The sequence below is a fragment of the Bacillus glycinifermentans genome, assembly GCF_001042475.2.
In the GTDB taxonomy this organism is placed as follows: Bacteria; Bacillota; Bacilli; order Bacillales; family Bacillaceae; genus Bacillus; species Bacillus glycinifermentans.
Window position 1 is genome coordinate 1 of record NZ_LECW02000011.1, and the last position, 18,268, is coordinate 18,268.

Genomic DNA, 18,268 nt, shown 5'->3' on the forward strand with positions numbered 1-18,268 from the left:
TGGTAGTTGGGGGTTTCCCCTGTGAGAGTAGGACGCCGCCAAGCAACCCGAAAGGCCAGCTTAGTAAAGCTGGCCTTTTTTGTATACTCCTGTTACACCAATCAAATTGATTTCATAGATTGGGAGTTCTTATGATAACCGGCAACCACATCACGGGTTATCCGCCCAAGGCGGCACAGAAGTCGATATTGTGATACAGACACCTAAAGTCTGCCGCTTACATATACTAATCTAACCTTCAAAAACTTTCTTAATTTTGTATACAAATGTTGTTTTTCGGGAATACTGAAGCCCATGGAGGTGGAATGAATGAGTAAGTCTGATCATGGGGAAACGTGCATCATTTGTGAGGAAAAAAAAACCGAAGGGATTCACCTTTATACAAAATTTCTATGTGCGGATTGCGAAAAAAAAATTATTTCTACATCAACGTCAGATCCCCAGTACTCTGATTACGTCAAAAAATTAAAAAGTCTCCGTACGCCGCCATTGTATTCTTAGACCGTTTCCAGGTCTTTTTTTTTGCCGCGGAACGGAAAACTTTAAGTTCATATGAAGGCCATGTATAATGGTATTATCGAAACTTGACACATTGACTTTTTAGGCATCTGGACGAAGATGTCTTTTTTTCTATAATTGCGGGAACTTTGTGTTATCGGGAATCGAGAAATGCATGAGGAGTAGATGGTGATGAAACAGATCCTTCAATTTTTGCTTCGTGTATTAACCGCAAGCACGATGTCAGTGCTTCTTTGGCTGACCAGCTTCTTTGCTTTTAACCAGACGTTTCTGCTGTCTTCTCTTTACGCTTGTGCCGGTTGGGCCGTGATTTACCTTGGGGGCAAATGGTATGAAACGCATGTATTTTTAAAACAACATCAGCTGACAAGACGGGAATACGCATACATCAAGCAAAATTTACAGGAAGCGAAATTAAAAATCGCCAGATTGAGAAAATCCCTGTTTGCAGTTAAAAACATTCAAACGATCAAGGAAAACCTGGAAATACTGCGGATTGTCCGGAAAATTTATATGCTGACAAAACAAGAACCGAAGCGTTTTTATCAAGTAGAACGTTTTTTTTATCAAAGCCTTGATTCGATTGTTGAACTGACCGAAAAATATGCTTTTTTAGCCTCGCAGCCAAAACGAAGCGCAAAGCTTGAAGTGTCCCTAAGCGAAACCCGCATGACAATTGACAAACTGTCCAAACAATTGGAAGAGGACCTTTACGACTTGCTTAAACCGGATATCGACGATTTGGAATTTGAGCTGGATGTCGCCAGGCATTCATTGGAAAGCGGGAGGGGAAAAGCTGAATGAGCCAGTATCAATCGCCATGGCAGAAGAAAGGCGATTTGTCCGTATCCTTTGGACAGGCAGAAAAAGAGGTTGATTCGTTGGCTGAGGAAAAACGCCGCCTAGCGTTGCAGCTGTCAGAGCAGATTGATCCGAAGAATTACCAAAGCATTGAATGGTTTGGAAACGAGGCCCAATCCAGACTTTTGAATTTTTCGCATGCCATGCTTGAGCGCGTTCAAAAAAACGATGTCGGCGAAATCGGGAATATTTTGAACGACCTTATGAAAAAGCTTGAACAGGTCAGTCCCGATGAGCTGAAGCCTGCAAAAAAAAATCTGTTTTCGCGTATCTTTGGAAGGATGCCCAGACTGGTTCAAGAAGCATTATCAAGATATCAGAAAACGGGAGCCCAAATTGACAGAATCAGCGTCAAGCTTGAGCATGCCAAAAACGCGCTGATCAAGGACAATCAGATGCTTGAACAGCTGTATGAAAAAAATAATGAATATTATGAAGCGCTGCATGTTTATATTGCAGCTGGACAGCTGAAATTGAAAGAGTTACATACAAAAACCATTCCGGCGCTAAAAGAAAAAAACGAAACAGACCAAAATCAAATGGCTGTTCAAGAAGTGAACGACATGATTCAATTTGCAGACCGGCTGGAAAAGCGGATCTATGATTTAACGTTAAGCAGACAAATCACAATGCAGAGCGCACCTCAGATCAGGCTGATTCAACATACAAACCAGGTGCTCGTTGAAAAGATCCAATCTTCGATTATGACGGTGATACCGCTTTGGAAAAATCAAGTGGCCATCGCTTTGACATTGCTGCGTCAGCGCCGCGTCCTAGAGGCTCAAAAGCAGGTTTCCAGAACGACAAACGAGCTGCTGTTAAAAAATGCGGAGATGCTGAAAACCAACACGATTGAAACCGCCAAAGAGAACGAGCGCGGCTTCGTCGATATCACCACGTTGAAAAAAGTCCAGGAAAATTTAATCGCCACGCTTGAAGAGACCATTAAAATCCAAGAAGAAGGCCGCACGAAACGCCTTCATGCAGAAGAAGAAATCAGGATGATGGAAGATGATCTTAGAGGACAAGCTGGTAAACAAAAAAATCAACCCTCCCTTCATGAAAGATGATAAAGATTTACCATAAGGTCCTTCTTTAAGTTATTCATCCGGAAGGGTATAATAAGGGCAGAAATCAGTTGTCATATTAAAGGATCGGATGACATGAAGACACCTCTATTTACAGCATTGGTAAACCATGCCAAAGAAAACCCTTATTCTTTTCACGTTCCGGGACATCACAATGGAGATGTCTTTTTTGATGAAGGAAAGTCACTGTTTAATTCCATACTTCAAATAGATTTGACCGAATTGACGGGGCTTGACGATTTGCATGAACCTTCGGGCGTCATTAAGGAGGCGCAAGATTTAACAGCCGAGTTCTACGGTTCAAAAGAAAGCTTTTTTCTCGTGAACGGATCGACCGTTGGGAACCTGGCGATGATTCTTTCGGTTTGCCAGCCGGGCGATCTTTTGCTCGTTCAGCGCAACTGCCACAAATCGGTTTTTCATGCGATCGAACTCGCCGGAGCCCGTCCGGTATTCTTAACGCCTGAAATTGATGATGAGATGGCTGTTCCGACACGCATTTTGCAGCAAACAGTGAAAGAGGCTGTTTCAAAATATCCGACGGCAAAGGGTATCATGCTGACATATCCTAATTACTACGGTCATGCCGCCGATTTGAAGCCGATCGTCGCAGAAGCCCATAAACATCACATGCCTGTTTTGGTCGATGAAGCACACGGCGCTCATTTTGTGTTGGGGCGTCCTTTTCCGAAGTCAGCTCTGGAGGCAGGAGCCGATGCCGTCGTTCAGTCTGCACATAAAACGCTACCGGCCATGACAATGGGGTCTTTTTTGCATCTCAACAGCCGGAGAATCGACAGGGATCGGCTTGTGCACTATTTAACCGTGCTGCAAAGCAGCAGCCCGTCTTATCCGATTATGGCGTCGTTGGATTTGGCGAGGGCTTACGCGGAACATCTGCTAAAAACAAACAAGATGGAACGTGCAGAGAAAGAGATCACCGCTATGAAAGAACAGTTTTTGAATATAGCAGGTGTAGAGATCGCAGAACCGGCCGATCCCCTCATTTGGCAAGATCCGCTGAAAGTGTGCGTCAGATCGAAGCAAGGCCACTCAGGCTACGAATTAAAGAATATATTTGAGCAAAATGGCGTGCATCCTGAACTGGCGGATGAAAGGCAGGTACTGTTCATCCTGCCGCTGGAAGGAAAAAGAAGCTTGGATCCTGAGACGATCAGGAGGATTGGAAAGGAAATAGAAAGCGGATCACCAGGGATTCACAGCCAGGCTCCGATCGGAGAGCCCGTAGAAAAAATCACGACCCTGCCTTACGAAAAAAGCACCCTGTCCTCTTTTAAAACGGAGTCAGTGCCTTTCTGCGAGGCCGCAGGACGGGTAAGCGCTGAACAGGTGATTCCGTATCCGCCGGGCATTCCTCTCATCATGGAAGGGGAAAGGGTGAAGCAGGAGAGTATCAGCCGGTTGTCCCGGCTTATCGATCTGCACGTACACATTCAAGGAAGCAGCCACTTAAAACAAAAACAACTAACTGTATATATCGAAGAGGAGAAATCATGAACGGTTTATTTATTACCTTTGAAGGCCCTGAAGGTGCGGGGAAAACAACCATACTTCAAGCGGCAGCAGAAGAATTAAGGAAAAACGGCCATTTCGTTCTCGCAACAAGGGAACCGGGCGGCATTGAAATAGCAGAACAAATCCGCGAGGTCATTTTACATCCGGAAAACACGGCCATGGATCCAAAAACAGAAGCGCTTTTATATGCAGCGGCGAGAAGGCAGCACCTGGTTGAAAAGGTAAAGCCGGCTCTTGAAGAAGGGAAAATCGTTTTATGCGACCGCTTTATCGACAGCTCCCTCGCTTATCAGGGCTATGCTAGAGGGCTTGGAATTGACGAAGTCTTATCCATTAATCAATTTGCAATCGGAAACATGATGCCGCATATCACCGTCTACTTTGCCATTGATCCGGAAGAAGGCATCAAACGGATCAATGCAAATGATTCGCGTGAGAAAAACCGCCTTGATCTTGAACAACTCCATTTTCATACGCTCGTTCAAAAAGGCTATCAGGAGGTTATAAACCGTTTTCCCGGCCGCTTCAGAACGGTCGATGCGAGCCGGTCTATTGAGCATGTGCAAAAAAGCGTAAACGAAATCATTGAAGAAGCATTAAAAACGATTCGACTGTGACCTGCTTCCCATTCTATTGTTATAATGGTAACAAGAATATCCTTAGGAGGCTTTTAAAATGAAATTAATCATAGCGGTTGTTCAGGATCAAGACAGCAATCGGCTTTTAAAGGCTTTGACTGATCATAATTTTCGCGTGACAAAACTTGCGTCTACCGGCGGCTTTCTGAAGTCGGGAAACACAACCTTTATGTTGGGCGTTGAAGATATTCGGGTTGATAAAGCATTGAGTCTGATTAAAGAAAACGGAAGTAAACGGGATCAGCTGATCGCTCCTGTATCACCAATGGGCGGAAACGCAGATTCATATGTCCCTTATCCCGTTGAAGTAGAAGTGGGCGGAGCGACCGTGTTTGTGCTGCCGATTGAACAATTCCATCAATTTTAAGGGCTGAGGATATGAAAATAAGTCAAGAACTGCGAACGATGATAGAAAAACAGCAGATTCCTCCCGCCAGAGGAGAGAACATTTCTGCTTCATTTAAGGAAAAGATGAACATCCAAACCGGCAAGCTCAGATTCGAACAGCTGACAGTGCTTTTGTCGGATATTGAGGCGTTTGGGAAACGGCTTGCAAAGTCGAGAAATTTTAAAGATTTGGCGAGATTTAAAGGCTTAATCAAGCGCTTTGTAAAAGAAGCCGTCGAAAACGGTCTGACGGTTGAGAATTCAAGGAGTTTTGACTTGTATGGAAACAGCAGGACATTGACCATTGTCAAAGAGCTTGATGAAAAGCTCGTTCAACTGACGGAGGAACTGCTTGATCAAGAAAAGCCCTCCATTGAACTGCTGGAACGAATTGGGGAAATAAAGGGTTTGTTGATAAACCTTTACACATAGAGAGTGATCGTATGGCTACAACATGGACAGAAATGCAAAAGCTTCAGCCGCGTGTTATGAAGCTTTTGCAAAATAGTATAGAAAGAAACCGGCTTGCCCACGCCTATTTGTTTGAAGGGCGAAAAGGGACGGGAAAATTAGACGCGGCCATGCTGCTGGCGAAAAGTTTTTTTTGCCTTGAAAAAGGCGTGGAGCCTTGCGAATCGTGCCGAAATTGTCAGCGGATCGCCTCCGGCAACCATCCTGATGTGCACGTCGTTCACCCGGACGGCCTGTCCATCAAAAAGGGACAAATCCAGGCTCTTCAGGAAGAGTTCTCAAAAACCGGCCTGGAATCGCATAAAAAGCTCTACATTATTTCGCACGCTGATCAAATGACGGCAAACGCCGCAAACAGCCTGCTGAAGTTTTTGGAAGAGCCGAACAATGATACGATAGCGGTGCTCTTAACGGAACAGCCGCAGAAATTGCTTGATACGATTATATCGAGATGTCAGGCTCTGGTGTTTCAATCGCTGCTGCCTGAATCGATTGAAAAGGAACTGATCAAACAAGAGGTCTCCCCGCATCTTGCAGCGCTTTTGTCGAATATGACAAACAATTTATCGGAAGCGCTCGAATTGAGTCGAAATGATCAGTTTGCAGAGTCCAGAGCGAAAGTGATAAAATTGTATGAAGTCTTACACCAGCGAAAAGGACATGCTTTTTTCTATATTCAAGATCAGTGGATGCCCTTTTTCAAGGAGAAAGACCACCAAGAAATGGGTCTTGATATGCTTTTATTTATATACCGTGATATATTGTCCATTCAGATAGGACATGAAGATAAAATACTATTTCAGGACTTATTCCAAACATTAAAACAGCACGCGCTGCAATCAACGCAACAAAGAGTGACAAACCAGATTCTTGCTGTTTTAGAAGCAAAAAAACGGCTTTATTCCAATGTTAATGCTCAAGGTTTAATGGAGCACTTGGTTTTAATGCTGCAGGAGGGATAAGCTTGTATAATGTCATTGGTGTTCGCTTTAAAAAAGCGGGCAAAATTTATTATTTTGATCCGAATGGATTTACGATAGATAAAGACAACTGTGTGATCGTTGAAACGGTTCGCGGTGTTGAATACGGGCAGGTCGTCATCGCGAATAAGAAGGTAGACGAGCATGACGTGGTGCTGCCTTTGCGTAAGGTCATCAGGGTGGCCGATGAGCGCGACCGCCTGATTGTCGAGGAAAATCAGGAAGCCGCTCTTTCCGCCTTTGATGTTTGCCAGAAAAAAGTGAATGAGCACGGTCTTGAGATGAAACTGGTCGATGTCGAATTCACATTTGACCGGAATAAAGTCATTTTTTACTTTACGGCTGACGGAAGGGTCGATTTCCGGGAGCTTGTAAAAGACCTGGCTTCTATTTTCAAAACGAGGATCGAGCTCAGACAAATCGGAGTAAGGGATGAAGCAAAGATGCTTGGAGGCATCGGACCGTGCGGAAGAATGCTGTGCTGTTCGACATTTCTCGGTGATTTTGAGCCGGTTTCCATCAAAATGGCGAAAGATCAAAACCTGTCCCTTAATCCGACGAAGATTTCCGGACTATGCGGACGGCTCATGTGCTGTCTGAAATACGAAAACGATGAATATGAAACGGCGAAAGAGCAGCTTCCGGATATCGGGGAAGTGATCGCCACGTCCAACGGACCGGCGAAAGTCGTCGGGCTGAATATACTCGAACGCATTCTTCAGGTTGAACTGACAAACTGCGAAAAAGTTGTGGAATATACGTGGGATGAACTGCTGCAAGAAGGTGTCGTATCTGCACAAACCACAGATTAACGAGGTGTGAAACCTTGGATAAAAAAGAATTGTTTGATACAGTCATAAGTTTAGAAGAACAAATAGGATCTCTGTACCGCCAGCTGGGAGACCTCAAGCAGCATATCGGAGAAATGATCGAAGAAAACAACCATTTGCAGCTTGAAAACGAACATTTGCGCAAGCGGCTGGAAGAAACCGACCAAAGGCTGAAGACGGCAAAGGCAGGCGGGAAAGAGTTAAAAGCGGAGAAGACGGGGCATGCTGATATTGGTGAAGGCCATGACAATTTGGCGCGCTTGTATCAGGAAGGCTTCCACATTTGCAACATTCATTACGGAAGCGTCCGCAAAGAAGGAGACTGCCTTTTCTGCCTCTCGTTTTTAAATAAAAAATAAAGGAAGGGCTTCCGGATCAAAACGGAAGCCCTTTTAACGGAATAAGTGCCAAGACTAGATTTTTTTCGGAAAGGGAAAAAACATGATTGAATTAAAAGATGATGAGCGACTCGATTATTTGCTGGCAGAGGATATGAAAATCGTACAAAGCCCGACGGTGTTTGCGTTTTCCTTAGATGCAGTCCTCCTGTCGAAGTTTGCATATGTTCCGATTCAAAAAGGAAAGATCATCGACCTTTGCACGGGAAACGGAGTTGTTCCGCTGCTTCTCAGCACCCGCTCAAAAGCGGAAATCACCGGGGTTGAAATTCAGGACAGATTGTACGACATGGCTGTAAGAAGCGTGGAATACAATAATCTGCAAAAACAGATCCATCTCATCAGAGACGACTTGAAGAATATGCCGCAGGTGCTCGGACACAATAGAGCCGATGTTGTCACATGCAATCCCCCTTACTTTAAGACACCGCAAAAAACGGAACAAAATCTTAATGAACACCTGGCGATTGCCAGGCACGAAATTTATTGCACGCTTGAAGATGTTGTCCGTGTCAGCAGCAAGCTTTTAAAGCAGGGCGGAAAGCTTGCTCTTGTCCATAGACCGGGAAGGCTGCTCGAGATTTTTGAACTCATGAAGGCGTATCAAATAGAGCCGAAGCGTGTGCAGTTCGTGTATCCGAAGCAGGGAAAAGAAGCCAATACGATTTTAGTAGAGGGTATGAAAGACGGCCGCCCCGACCTGAAGATTCTGCCGCCTCTTTTTGTATATGACGAACACGATCAATATACAAGTGAGATAAGGAAGATTTTATATGGAGACAAATAACCACTATTTTTATGTGCTGTCCTGCCGGGACGGCAGCTTGTATGCGGGATATACGAACGATATTGAAAAGCGGCTGAAAACCCATAATGACGGAAAAGGCGCGAAATATACAAGAGCAAGGCTCCCTGTAAAGCTTCACTATGCGGAACGCTTTTCGACAAAAAGAGAAGCCATGCAGGCGGAATATTATTTCAAAAAATTATCAAGGAAAAACAAAGAAATCTATATAGAAGAGAAGCGAAAGGCGGGTGTTCATCATCAATCGTCAACAGAGCTTTGACCAACGATCACACATGGGAACGTTATACCTCGTTCCCACACCGATCGGCAATTTAGAGGATATGACGTTTCGGGCCGTTGAAACATTGAAAACGGCTGATATCATCGCTGCGGAGGATACCCGGCAGACGAAGAAATTGTGCCATGTGTATCAAATCGAAACACAGCTTGTCAGTTATCATGAACATAATAAAGAGAGCAGCGGACATAAAATCTTGGAATGGCTGAAGGAAGGGAAAGACGTCGCGCTTGTCAGTGACGCCGGAATGCCGACCATATCTGATCCCGGTGCTGAAATCGTCCGCGACTTTATCGATATCGGCGGATATGTCGTGCCTTTGCCCGGTGCGAATGCAGCGTTAACCGCTCTGATCGCTTCCGGCCTTCCCCCTCAGCCCTTTTTCTTCTTCGGTTTTTTGGACCGGAACAAGCGGGAGAGAAAAAAACAGCTTGACGGTTTAAAAAACAGACAGGAAACCGTGATTTTCTATGAATCGCCCCATCGGTTGAAGGAGACGCTGTCGGCGATTTACGAGGTATTCGGAAACCGCCGGATCGCGGTGACGAGAGAGCTGACCAAAAAATTTGAAGAATTTATAAGAGGGACGGTAGAAGAAGTGCTGACATGGGCCGGGGAAGAACAAGTGCGCGGAGAGTTTTGCCTAGTCGTTGAAGGTTGCGGTGAAACTGTTGCCGAAGAAGCGGCCTGGTGGGAAAATCTCTCGGAAAAAGAACATGTCGAACATTATATCAGCGAAGGGTTTCATTCCAAGGAAGCCATCAAAAAAGCTGCCGTTGACCGAAACGTTCCAAAACGAAAAATCTATGACGCATATCATATCCAAAATTGAAAAAAACCGCTCTTGCTTCGGCAAGAACGGTTTTTGTATAATCAAATTAATTTTTTAGAGATTGAAGCTGTGCTTGAATTTCGTTGATGATTTGCTCAGCGCCTTCTGGGCTAAGAACCAGTTTACCGCCGGCAAGTTTAAGGTTGTCATCAGAAACTTCGCCAGTTACTTGGCAAGTCATGTTTGGTTTATATTTTTTCAAGATGATTTTTTCGTCATCAACATAGATTTCAAGAGCGTCTTTTTCCGCGATTCCAAGAGTACGGCGAAGTTCAATCGGAATCACCACGCGTCCTAGTTCGTCAACTTTACGTACAATACCTGTAGATTTCATATTCATTCTCCTCCCGAAAGATTCTTATTTTAATAAGTGTTATAATCTTCGTCATTATTCGACAAAATCCTTACAGTCCTAGCATAACAAGGTTTCCAATAAACGTCAATCATTTTCTTTTCTATAGTTTGTAAAAATTAGATCTTATAGTCAAAAGACCTTGAGAGAACTGATGAAACAAGGGATTAGAAGATGATATAACCTATCGATAATCCTAAAATATGTCCTTAAATCAAGACTTTCGAACTAAGGTTTTTCTTCATATCGATTATATACGACATTATTCGACAATGAAAGCATTTTTTTGTCGAAGTTGAATCGGATACTCAAAAAATAATATGTAAACGTCTATATTGCTTGTTTTTCGATATGTATATTTTCTTGAACTTAAAGGCTAAGATGGTATCATATAAAGAGGGAATATGTAATCAACGATATATTGAATGAAGACACTTGCCGCTCTCGTCCTTTGGGCGGGAGTTTTTTGACATTTTAATTGGGAGGTTCCATCATGCTGCAAGAAAAAAATACGTTTTACATTACAACACCGATCTACTACCCAAGTGGAAAATTACATATTGGACACGCCTACACCACAGTTGCCGGGGATGCAATGGCCCGGTATAAAAGGCTGAGAGGCTACGATGTCAGATACCTAACCGGAACGGATGAGCACGGCCAAAAAATCCAGCAAAAGGCTGAAGAGGCAAACATTGCACCGCAGGAATTGGTGGATCGTGCGGCAGAAGATATTCAGAAGCTTTGGAAAAAGCTCGATATTTCCAACGACGATTTCATTCGGACGACACAAGAACGCCATAAGGTCATCATCGAAAAGGTTTTTCAAAAGCTGCTTGACAACGGGGATATTTATCTTGATGAATATGAGGGCTGGTACAGCATCCCTGATGAAACGTTCTATACGGAGACTCAGCTCGTCGACGTTGAACGAAATGAAAAAGGGGAAATCATCGGAGGAAAAAGTCCTGACAGCGGGCATCCTGTTGAGCTGATTAAAGAGGAATCCTATTTCTTCCGCATGGGAAAATATGCTGACCGCCTGCTCGCTTTTTATGAAGAAAATCCTGAATTTATTCAGCCTGAATCCCGCAAAAACGAGATGATCAACAACTTCATCAAGCCGGGCCTCGAAGATTTGGCCGTATCCCGGACGACGTTTGACTGGGGCATCAAGGTGCCGGGCAATCCAAAACACGTCGTTTATGTATGGATAGACGCCCTCTTTAACTATATAACGGCTCTCGGCTTTGGCACAGAGAATGATGAACTTTACAAAAAGTACTGGCCTGCCGATGTCCACCTTGTCGGGAAGGAAATCGTCCGCTTTCATACGATCTACTGGCCGATCATGCTGATGGCATTGGACCTTCCTTTACCTAAAAAGGTTTTTGCCCACGGATGGCTATTGATGAAAGACGGAAAAATGTCCAAATCAAAAGGGAATGTGGTAGATCCGGTTACATTAATCGACAGATACGGACTTGACGCGCTGCGCTACTACCTGCTTCGCGAAGTGCCGTTCGGCTCTGACGGCGTTTTCACTCCTGAAGGGTTCGTTGAGCGGATTAATTATGATTTGGCGAATGATTTAGGAAACCTTTTGAATAGAACGGTCGCTATGATCAACAAATACTTTGACGGCGAGATTGCATCTTATCAAGGGGCTGTAACGGAGTATGACGAATCTCTGTCATCGTTTGCAGGAGAAACGATCAAAGCTTATGAACAGGCGATAGAAAACATGGAATTCTCTGTGGCGCTTTCTTCCTTGTGGCAGCTTGTCAGCAGAACGAATAAATACATTGATGAAACCGCACCTTGGATTCTTGCCAAAGATAAAGAAAAAGAAGGCGAACTCCGATCCGTGATGTATCATCTGGCTGAATCTCTGCGAATCACAGCGGTCATGCTGCAGCCGTTCTTAACGCAAACGCCTGAAAAAATCTTTGCACAGCTCGGCGTGGCAGATCCGTCATTAAAAACGTGGGAGAGCATCGCAAGCTTCGGACAGTTGAAATCGGTGAAGGTTCAAAAAGGAGAACCATTGTTCCCGCGGCTAGAAGCCGAAGAAGAGGTTGCATATATCAAATCAAAAATGCAGGGAACGGCTCCGAAAGAAGAACCGAAAAAAGAAGAAGCAGCACCGGAAAGGCTTCCGGAAATCACATTTGACGATTTTATGAGCACAGAGCTCAGGGTAGCTGAAGTCCTTCAGGCGGAACCTGTTAAAAAAGCCGATCGTCTGTTAAAACTGCAGCTCGATCTGGGCTTTGAAAAACGCCAGGTCGTATCTGGAATTGCCAAGCACTACAAGCCTGAAGAATTAGTCGGACGAAAAGTCATTTGTGTAACAAACTTAAAACCGGTAAAACTGAGAGGAGAATTGTCTCAGGGGATGATTTTAGCCGGTGAGGACAACGGGGTTCTGTCCCTTGCAACTGTAGACAGCTCTTTAGCAAACGGAACGCGAATCAAATAAAATCTGACAAAAGGTGTTTCACGTGTAACATTTCGTCGAACACCTTTTGTTTTTATCGACAATACATACGAAAAGGGTGGCAATGTTTTATGTTATTTGATACACACGCACATTTAAACGCAGAGCAGTTTAACGAGGATTTGGAAGATGTCATTGCCCGGGCAAAGGAAGAAAAGGTCGAGAATATCGTCGTTGTAGGCTTTGACCGTCCAACGATCAAGCGGGCCATGGAATTGATTGAGACATATGACTTTATATACGCGGCAATCGGATGGCATCCGGTTGATGCAATCGACATGACAGATGAGGACCTTGCATGGATTAAAGAGCTTTCTTCCCATGAGAAAGTCGTGGCAATTGGCGAAATGGGCCTCGATTACCACTGGGATAAGTCGCCGAAAGACGTTCAAAAAGAAGTGTTCCGCAAGCAAATTGCTCTGGCAAAGGAAGTTGGCCTTCCGATTGTGATCCACAACCGGGATGCAACTGAGGATGTCGTCACGATTTTGCGGGAAGAAGGGGCCGAGGAAGTCGGCGGAATCATGCATTGCTTTACAGGCAGCGCCGAGGTGGCGAAAGAATGCATCAATATGAATTTCTACCTATCTTTCGGCGGTCCGGTCACATTTAAAAATGCAAAAAAACCGAAAGAAGTCGTCAAACAAGTACCAAATGACCGTCTTCTGATCGAGACGGATTGCCCGTATCTAACGCCGCACCCTTTCAGAGGAAAGCGGAATGAACCGAGCTATGTAAAACTGGTCGCGGAACAGATCGCAGAATTAAAAGGAATGACGTATGAAGAAGTGGCTGCCATTACCACCGAAAATGCAAAAAAACTTTTCGGCATCTGCTGACAGCATTTGATGTCAATTTTTACGCAAGCCTGTCTTTTCGGGAGTTGATTCTTAGAAGTTCTACATGTCTGTTTACACTCATAGGATATCTTTGTCGACAAGTCTTCCTTTCTTTTATGAGGTTGTTTTCCCATAATAAAAGTAATGGCGGCTTGCGGATTAAAAAGGGAGGAGGGTTGACAGGCTTGTAGATACTCTATATAATCTCCCCGAGGAGAAGGAGGCGTTTTTCATCATACAAAAAATGAAAAAGCTGTTTTCCGTAAAGCTTAGCAGAAGCAGGGGGGTTCTGATTGCTGCCGGACTGCTGGTAGCAGGCACAGGAACCGCTTACGGAGCAAATGAGCTCACGAAACAACCGGTCTCGATTTCAATTAACGGGAAAAAGCAGAGCGTACGGACGCATGCGAAAACGGTAGGTGAGCTGATGAAAAGCTTAAACATCGAAACGAGGAAAGAAGATCACATCTCTCCCGCTGAAGATACAAAAATCACGAGCAGCATGAGTGTTGAATACGTTGCTGCCAAACCGGTCCGTTTGACGATGGACGGTGAGGAAAAGCAGGTGTGGACGACAGCGGGAACGGTCGGCAAACTTCTTAAAGAGTTAAATCTAGAGTTGGCGGAACATGATCAAATTGATCCCTCAGTTGATAAAGAGATAAAAAAAGACATGAAGCTGACTTTGCAAAGAGCTTTTAAAGTGACTGTAAAGGATGCCGGCAAAAATAAAGACATATGGACAACTTCGACTACTGTCGCTGACTTTTTAAGACATCACAAGATCAGCATAAAAGGCGAGGATGAAGTCAAGCCTGCGCTGGATGAAAAGCTGACGAAGGATCAGGCGGATATTCACATTACTCGTATCAAAAAGGTCACCGATGTAGTGGAAGAGGACATTCCTTTTGACGTGCGGAAGAAAGAAGATGCATCTTTGGAAAAAGGCACGGAAAAGGTGGTTCAGCAAGGCAAACACGGCAAGCTTAAAAAGCACTATGCCGTTGTGAAGAAAAACGGCAAAGAAGTTTCCAGGGAATTGATTAAAGAGGAAACAGCGAAAGAAAGCAAAGCCAAAATCATCGCCGTCGGCACGAAGAAAAAAACCGTAGCGCAAGTAAGCGCAAATGTATCGCGCGGCAATGAATCCTCTGGAAAAGAGTTCTACGTGTCTTCAACAGCGTATACGGCGAGCTGCAGCGGCTGCTCGGGACACACGGCAACAGGTGTCAATTTAAAGAACAATCCGGGCTCCAAGGTCATTGCGGTAGATCCGCGCTTTATTCCATTGGGCACTAAAGTCCATGTGGAAGGATACGGCTATGCGATTGCAGCCGATACAGGTTCGGCAATCAAAGGCCGCAAAATCGATGTGTTCTTTCCGAGCAAGTCTGCGGCTTACCGGTGGGGAAGCAAAAAAGTTAAAATTAAGGTTCTGAACTAAATATATATTTATTATTCTGATTGTAAGCAGAGGGATTTTGCGCCCTCTGTTTTTTTGGTTATAATAGATCCATCTTGTTTTCTAATCAATTAGACGGTTTTATTACAAAAAGGTTTCAGTTTTTTTAAAAATGTTTTTCAACATGCGGAGGAAGAAATGAAGATTAAGGAAATCATCGTTGTCGAAGGACGTGACGATACAGCAAAGGTCAAGTCCGCTGTTGATGCGGACACAATTGAAACGAACGGTTCCGCCATCGGGGAAGATGTGATTAAACGAATTCAGCTCGCTCAAAAAACGCGGGGCGTTATTATTTTAACGGATCCCGATTTTCCGGGTGAAAAAATTAGAAAAACGATCGCCGAAAAGGTGCCCGGCTGTAAGCATGCATTTTTGCCGAAAGATTTGGCAAAGCCTAAAAACAAGCGGGGAATCGGCGTTGAGCATGCATCGATTGAAAGCATCAGAGCCTGCCTGAAGACCGTTCAGGAGGAAATGGAACCGACTGAGCCGGAAATCGAAGCCCGCGATTTAATCGAAGCCGGTTTGATCGGCGGCCCTCTTGCCAAACAAAGACGGGAGCGGCTCGGTGAGATTTTAAATATTGGATATACAAACGGAAAGCAGCTTCAAAAGCGTCTGCAGATGTTTCAAATTAAAAAAAGCGATTATTTAAGCGCTCTGGATGCTGTGCTGCGGGAGGAAAAGAATGAATAAAGACATCGCCACCCCCAAAAGGACAAAAGAAATCCTCGATAAATACGGGTTTTCTTTTAAAAAAAGCTTGGGACAGAACTTTTTAATTGATACGAATATCCTGGACAGAATCGTCGACCATGCCGGGGTTACGGAGCGTACGGGCGTGATTGAAATCGGTCCGGGAATCGGAGCTTTGACCGAGCAATTGGCAAAGCGCGCGAAGAAAGTGGCGGCTTTTGAAATTGACCAAAGGCTTCTGCCTATTTTAAAGGATACGTTGGCGCCTTATGACAATGTGACTGTAATCCATCAGGACGTCCTTAAAGCTGATGTTAAAGCCGTGATGGACGAGCAGTTTCAGGACTGTGATGAAGTGATGGTTGTCGCCAATTTGCCGTATTATGTGACGACCCCTATTATTATGAAGCTTTTGGAAGAAAATCTGCCGCTTAAAGGCATCGTTGTCATGCTTCAAAAAGAGGTGGCAGACCGGATGGCTGCAAAGCCTTCATCAAAAGAATACGGCTCGCTTTCCATCGCGGTTCAATTTTATACTGAGCCGAAAACGGTTATGGGAGTACCGAAGACGGTTTTCGTTCCCCAGCCGAATGTCGATTCCGCCGTCATCAAGCTGACGCTGAGAGGAGCTCCGGCTGTAGCGGTCAAGGATGAGGCGTTTTTCTTTCAGGTCGTCAGGGCGAGCTTTGCCCAGCGCCGCAAAACGCTTTTAAACAATCTCGTCAATAATTTGCCGAACGGCAAGGAAAAGAAAGCGGACATTGAAAAAGCGCTGCAGGATTCGCATATTGACGGGAAGAGGCGCGGAGAATCGCTTAGCATTGAGGAATTTGCTGTGCTTTCCGACCGCTTGTCTAAAGCCTTTCTGTAAAAGAAAGGCTTTTTTTCATGGGCATGTGACGGCTTGCCACCTGTTCACCACTTGACCTCGAGGTACATAGGCTAAAGAAGCACCTTTATAATGTCTGTCAATTGTTTGAGTAGGGCTTAGTCTATGTGTGGAGTGAAAAGCATGCAGTTTAAAATAGGCGATATGGTAGTGAGAAAATCTTATCGAAGAGATATTTTATTTCGAATCATACGAATCGATCAATCGGCAAAGGGAGAACCGATAGCCGTTTTGCACGGGGATGAAGTGAGGTTAATCGCTGACGCGCATTTAACGGATCTGGAGATTGTCCGCGAGGCTGAGCGCCTGATGAGAAAACAGGAAGAAGAAACAAAAATGAAGGAATCCCTCGATTTGCTCCGTCAGGATTATAAGCTGCTGCGCGAAAAACACGAATACCGTGCAACAAATCAATACAGTCACCAACAGCAGTATTTTCATATGCCGGGAAGAGTCCTTCATTTAGACGGGGATTCGGCTTATTTAAAGAAGTGCCTCGCATTGTATGAAAAAATCGGGGTTCCGGTATACGGCATCCATTGTTATGAAAAGAAAATGTCAGCCGTCATTGAGGAGCTTATTGACGAGTACCGGCCGGATTTATTGGTTATCACAGGGCATGACGCGTATTCGAAGCAAAAAGGGGACATCAACAATTTGGATGCCTACAGGCATTCAAAGGATTTTATCGAAACCGTTCAAAAAGCAAGAAAAAAAATTCCCCATCTCGATCAGCTCGTGATTTTTGCCGGGGCGTGCCAGTCCCATTTTGAATCATTGATCAAGGCGGGGGCCAATTTTGCGAGCTCACCGTCAAGGGTCAACATTCACGCGCTTGACCCGGTCTATATTGTCGCAAAAATCAGCTTCACTCCTTTTATGGACCGAATTAACGTCTGGGAAGTGCTCAGAAATACGCTGACGAGGGAGAAAGGGCTCGGAGGCATTGAAACCCGGGGCGTTTTGCGAATTGGAATGCCGTATAAAACGAAAGCAAACGATTAAACCCGCCCGATTTTGGCGGGTTTTTGTCAAATCATCGCCTTATTTTTTAAAAACATACATAAATAAACGAAAAATGAGAAAAATAGGGGAAAGTTGGCGTACAATTTTCACAATTATTTTGTTGACAATAGCTCATAAACGTTGATATAATTTAAATTTTATTTGACAAAAATGGGCTATTGTAGTATACTGAATGTAGTGAGGTGGATGCAATGGCGAAAACGTTGTCCGATATTAAAAGATCGCTTGATGGACATTTAGGAAAAAGGCTTACGTTAAAAGCAAACGGAGGCCGCCGAAAAACGATTGAGCGTTCGGGCATTTTAGCTGAGACGTACCCTTCTGTTTTTGTGATACAACTGGATCAGGACGAGAATTCGTTCGAGAGAGTTTCATACAGTTATGCGGATATTCTTACTGAGACCGTCGAATTAAGGTTTTCCGACGACAAAACGGGCTCAGTAGCCCTTTAATAAGCAGTATACATTATGTTTACTGCTTTTTGTTTTGCCTTTTTTTATCCAATATTTTTCGGGAAAGATCTGACGGGGAAGAAGCAAAGCTATAAATGTCACTCGTTTATGAGGGTTCTGCTAATGGTATGATACTTGAAAGGGGCTGTTTCGCATGGGCAGACGTCGAAGCATCATGTCAGAGGAATTCAAATATGAATTGGCAAAAGATCTTGGGTTTTACGATACTGTAAAAAACGAAGGCTGGGGAGCGATTCGGGCCAGAGACGCCGGAAACATGGTGAAGCGGGCCATTGAATTAGCCGAACAGCATATGGCTCAAAATCAACAGAATCGATAAAACGGGTGACAACGGAGGGCGCTGCAGTCCTCCGTTTTTTCGTTATAAACGTCCGAACCTTGCCGCTCTACGTGCATTTGTACG

At 44.4% G+C, this 18,268-nt stretch carries 22 protein-coding genes; 21 read left to right on the plus strand and 1 reads right to left on the minus strand.

The window, feature by feature from the left end; translation table 11 throughout:
• Nucleotides 1-309 precede the first annotated feature (309 nt).
• The 13 genes from AB447_RS07705 to rsmI all read left to right on the plus strand — a co-directional run bounded on the left by AB447_RS07705 (nt 310) and on the right by rsmI (nt 9,625).
• Entirely contained in the window at nt 310-501 is a 192-nt protein-coding gene (locus tag AB447_RS07705) for a sigma factor G inhibitor Gin (RefSeq protein ID WP_048355908.1), read from the plus strand.
• Nucleotides 502-690: 189 nt separating this feature from the next.
• Complete coding sequence (locus AB447_RS07710) at nt 691-1,323, plus strand: 5-bromo-4-chloroindolyl phosphate hydrolysis family protein (RefSeq protein WP_048355907.1); 633 nt, start codon at nt 691-693, stop codon at nt 1,321-1,323.
• Nucleotides 1,320-2,450 carry a toxic anion resistance protein gene (locus tag AB447_RS07715; protein ID WP_057957501.1) on the plus strand — a complete coding sequence of 377 codons (1,131 nt, stop codon included), beginning with the start codon at nt 1,320-1,322 and terminating at the stop codon, nt 2,448-2,450. Before AB447_RS07710 ends, AB447_RS07715 begins: the two co-directional genes overlap by 4 nt.
• 93 nt (nt 2,451-2,543) lie before the next feature.
• Complete coding sequence (locus AB447_RS07720; protein WP_048355906.1) at nt 2,544-3,986, plus strand: aminotransferase class I/II-fold pyridoxal phosphate-dependent enzyme; 1,443 nt, start codon at nt 2,544-2,546, stop codon at nt 3,984-3,986.
• The gene (gene tmk, locus AB447_RS07725; RefSeq protein ID WP_048355905.1) at nt 3,983-4,621 is read left to right on the plus strand and encodes a dTMP kinase; all 639 of its coding nucleotides are present in this window, start codon (nt 3,983-3,985) and stop codon (nt 4,619-4,621) included. Before AB447_RS07720 ends, tmk begins: the two co-directional genes overlap by 4 nt.
• Nucleotides 4,622-4,679: 58 nt before the next feature.
• The gene (locus tag AB447_RS07730; protein ID WP_046131743.1) at nt 4,680-5,009 is read left to right on the plus strand and encodes a cyclic-di-AMP receptor; all 330 of its coding nucleotides are present in this window, start codon (nt 4,680-4,682) and stop codon (nt 5,007-5,009) included.
• Between the two features lie 11 nt (nt 5,010-5,020).
• Nucleotides 5,021-5,461 carry a YaaR family protein gene (locus AB447_RS07735; protein ID WP_048355904.1) on the plus strand — a complete coding sequence of 147 codons (441 nt, stop codon included), beginning with the start codon at nt 5,021-5,023 and terminating at the stop codon, nt 5,459-5,461.
• A gap of 11 nt (nt 5,462-5,472) precedes the next feature.
• The gene (gene holB, locus AB447_RS07740; RefSeq protein WP_048355903.1) at nt 5,473-6,462 is read left to right on the plus strand and encodes a DNA polymerase III subunit delta'; all 990 of its coding nucleotides are present in this window, start codon (nt 5,473-5,475) and stop codon (nt 6,460-6,462) included.
• Between the two features lie 2 nt (nt 6,463-6,464).
• Nucleotides 6,465-7,292, plus strand: a complete 828-nt coding sequence (gene ricT, locus AB447_RS07745) for a competence/sporulation regulator complex protein RicT (RefSeq protein WP_048355902.1) — start codon at nt 6,465-6,467, stop codon at nt 7,290-7,292.
• 14 nt (nt 7,293-7,306) lie between these two features.
• Nucleotides 7,307-7,669 carry a DNA replication initiation control protein YabA gene (gene yabA / locus AB447_RS07750; RefSeq protein WP_046131739.1) on the plus strand — a complete coding sequence of 121 codons (363 nt, stop codon included), beginning with the start codon at nt 7,307-7,309 and terminating at the stop codon, nt 7,667-7,669.
• An 82-nt stretch (nt 7,670-7,751) separates the two neighbouring features.
• Nucleotides 7,752-8,495 (plus strand): tRNA1(Val) (adenine(37)-N6)-methyltransferase, encoded by a 744-nt coding sequence (locus AB447_RS07755; protein ID WP_048355901.1) that lies wholly within the window; start codon nt 7,752-7,754, stop codon nt 8,493-8,495.
• Nucleotides 8,482-8,775 carry a GIY-YIG nuclease family protein gene (locus AB447_RS07760; protein WP_048355900.1) on the plus strand — a complete coding sequence of 98 codons (294 nt, stop codon included), beginning with the start codon at nt 8,482-8,484 and terminating at the stop codon, nt 8,773-8,775. Before AB447_RS07755 ends, AB447_RS07760 begins: the two co-directional genes overlap by 14 nt.
• The gene (rsmI, locus tag AB447_RS07765; protein WP_096892196.1) at nt 8,750-9,625 is read left to right on the plus strand and encodes a 16S rRNA (cytidine(1402)-2'-O)-methyltransferase; all 876 of its coding nucleotides are present in this window, start codon (nt 8,750-8,752) and stop codon (nt 9,623-9,625) included. The genes AB447_RS07760 and rsmI overlap by 26 nt, the downstream gene beginning before the upstream one ends.
• A gap of 46 nt (nt 9,626-9,671) precedes the next feature.
• Here rsmI and abrB read toward each other — a convergent pair whose 3' ends face one another.
• A complete protein-coding gene (gene abrB / locus AB447_RS07770) occupies nt 9,672-9,965 on the minus strand; it encodes a transition state genes transcriptional regulator AbrB (RefSeq protein WP_087962552.1) in 294 nt (97 codons plus the stop codon).
• Nucleotides 9,966-10,470: 505 nt separating this feature from the next.
• Between abrB and metG the strand changes: the two genes are divergently transcribed.
• The 8 genes from metG (at nt 10,471) to AB447_RS07810 (ending at nt 18,184) form a co-directional block, all read left to right on the plus strand.
• Nucleotides 10,471-12,459, plus strand: a complete 1,989-nt coding sequence (metG, locus tag AB447_RS07775; RefSeq protein ID WP_057957502.1) for a methionine--tRNA ligase — start codon at nt 10,471-10,473, stop codon at nt 12,457-12,459.
• An 89-nt stretch (nt 12,460-12,548) separates the two neighbouring features.
• On the plus strand, nt 12,549-13,316 hold the full coding sequence (locus AB447_RS07780) for a TatD family hydrolase (protein WP_048355898.1): 768 nt from the start codon (nt 12,549-12,551) through the stop codon (nt 13,314-13,316).
• 244 nt (nt 13,317-13,560) lie between these two features.
• Entirely contained in the window at nt 13,561-14,760 is a 1,200-nt protein-coding gene (locus AB447_RS07785; RefSeq protein ID WP_048355897.1) for a G5 and 3D domain-containing protein, read from the plus strand.
• A gap of 156 nt (nt 14,761-14,916) precedes the next feature.
• On the plus strand, nt 14,917-15,477 hold the full coding sequence (gene rnmV / locus AB447_RS07790; RefSeq protein ID WP_048355896.1) for a ribonuclease M5: 561 nt from the start codon (nt 14,917-14,919) through the stop codon (nt 15,475-15,477).
• On the plus strand, nt 15,470-16,348 hold the full coding sequence (gene rsmA, locus AB447_RS07795) for a 16S rRNA (adenine(1518)-N(6)/adenine(1519)-N(6))-dimethyltransferase RsmA (protein ID WP_057957503.1): 879 nt from the start codon (nt 15,470-15,472) through the stop codon (nt 16,346-16,348). The genes rnmV and rsmA overlap by 8 nt, the downstream gene beginning before the upstream one ends.
• A gap of 141 nt (nt 16,349-16,489) precedes the next feature.
• Nucleotides 16,490-17,371 carry a sporulation peptidase YabG gene (yabG, locus tag AB447_RS07800; RefSeq protein WP_048355895.1) on the plus strand — a complete coding sequence of 294 codons (882 nt, stop codon included), beginning with the start codon at nt 16,490-16,492 and terminating at the stop codon, nt 17,369-17,371.
• A 212-nt stretch (nt 17,372-17,583) separates the two neighbouring features.
• Nucleotides 17,584-17,844 (plus strand): biofilm formation stimulator Veg, encoded by a 261-nt coding sequence (veg, locus tag AB447_RS07805; RefSeq protein ID WP_046131785.1) that lies wholly within the window; start codon nt 17,584-17,586, stop codon nt 17,842-17,844.
• 154 nt (nt 17,845-17,998) lie between these two features.
• Nucleotides 17,999-18,184 (plus strand): small, acid-soluble spore protein, alpha/beta type, encoded by a 186-nt coding sequence (locus tag AB447_RS07810; protein ID WP_046131786.1) that lies wholly within the window; start codon nt 17,999-18,001, stop codon nt 18,182-18,184.
• Nucleotides 18,185-18,268: the final 84 nt, after the last annotated feature.

What these genes read in the sequence shown, in the direction of transcription:
- AB447_RS07705 (WP_048355908.1), top strand. Translation starts at nt 310, where the DNA reads ATGAGTAAGTCTGATCATGGGGAAACGTGCATCATTTGTGAGGAAAAA.
- AB447_RS07710 (WP_048355907.1), top strand. Translation starts at nt 691, where the DNA reads ATGAAACAGATCCTTCAATTTTTGCTTCGTGTATTAACCGCAAGCACG.
- AB447_RS07715 (WP_057957501.1), top strand. Translation starts at nt 1,320, where the DNA reads ATGAGCCAGTATCAATCGCCATGGCAGAAGAAAGGCGATTTGTCCGTA.
- AB447_RS07720 (WP_048355906.1), top strand. Translation starts at nt 2,544, where the DNA reads ATGAAGACACCTCTATTTACAGCATTGGTAAACCATGCCAAAGAAAAC.
- tmk (WP_048355905.1), top strand. Translation starts at nt 3,983, where the DNA reads ATGAACGGTTTATTTATTACCTTTGAAGGCCCTGAAGGTGCGGGGAAA.
- AB447_RS07730 (WP_046131743.1), top strand. Translation starts at nt 4,680, where the DNA reads ATGAAATTAATCATAGCGGTTGTTCAGGATCAAGACAGCAATCGGCTT.
- AB447_RS07735 (WP_048355904.1), top strand. Translation starts at nt 5,021, where the DNA reads ATGAAAATAAGTCAAGAACTGCGAACGATGATAGAAAAACAGCAGATT.
- holB (WP_048355903.1), top strand. Translation starts at nt 5,473, where the DNA reads ATGGCTACAACATGGACAGAAATGCAAAAGCTTCAGCCGCGTGTTATG.
- AB447_RS07755 (WP_048355901.1), top strand. Translation starts at nt 7,752, where the DNA reads ATGATTGAATTAAAAGATGATGAGCGACTCGATTATTTGCTGGCAGAG.
- AB447_RS07760 (WP_048355900.1), top strand. Translation starts at nt 8,482, where the DNA reads ATGGAGACAAATAACCACTATTTTTATGTGCTGTCCTGCCGGGACGGC.
- abrB (WP_087962552.1), bottom strand. Translation starts at nt 9,965, where the DNA reads ATGAATATGAAATCTACAGGTATTGTACGTAAAGTTGACGAACTAGGA.
- metG (WP_057957502.1), top strand. Translation starts at nt 10,471, where the DNA reads ATGCTGCAAGAAAAAAATACGTTTTACATTACAACACCGATCTACTAC.
- AB447_RS07780 (WP_048355898.1), top strand. Translation starts at nt 12,549, where the DNA reads ATGTTATTTGATACACACGCACATTTAAACGCAGAGCAGTTTAACGAG.
- AB447_RS07785 (WP_048355897.1), top strand. Translation starts at nt 13,561, where the DNA reads ATGAAAAAGCTGTTTTCCGTAAAGCTTAGCAGAAGCAGGGGGGTTCTG.
- rnmV (WP_048355896.1), top strand. Translation starts at nt 14,917, where the DNA reads ATGAAGATTAAGGAAATCATCGTTGTCGAAGGACGTGACGATACAGCA.
- rsmA (WP_057957503.1), top strand. Translation starts at nt 15,470, where the DNA reads ATGAATAAAGACATCGCCACCCCCAAAAGGACAAAAGAAATCCTCGAT.
- yabG (WP_048355895.1), top strand. Translation starts at nt 16,490, where the DNA reads ATGCAGTTTAAAATAGGCGATATGGTAGTGAGAAAATCTTATCGAAGA.
- veg (WP_046131785.1), top strand. Translation starts at nt 17,584, where the DNA reads ATGGCGAAAACGTTGTCCGATATTAAAAGATCGCTTGATGGACATTTA.
- AB447_RS07810 (WP_046131786.1), top strand. Translation starts at nt 17,999, where the DNA reads ATGGGCAGACGTCGAAGCATCATGTCAGAGGAATTCAAATATGAATTG.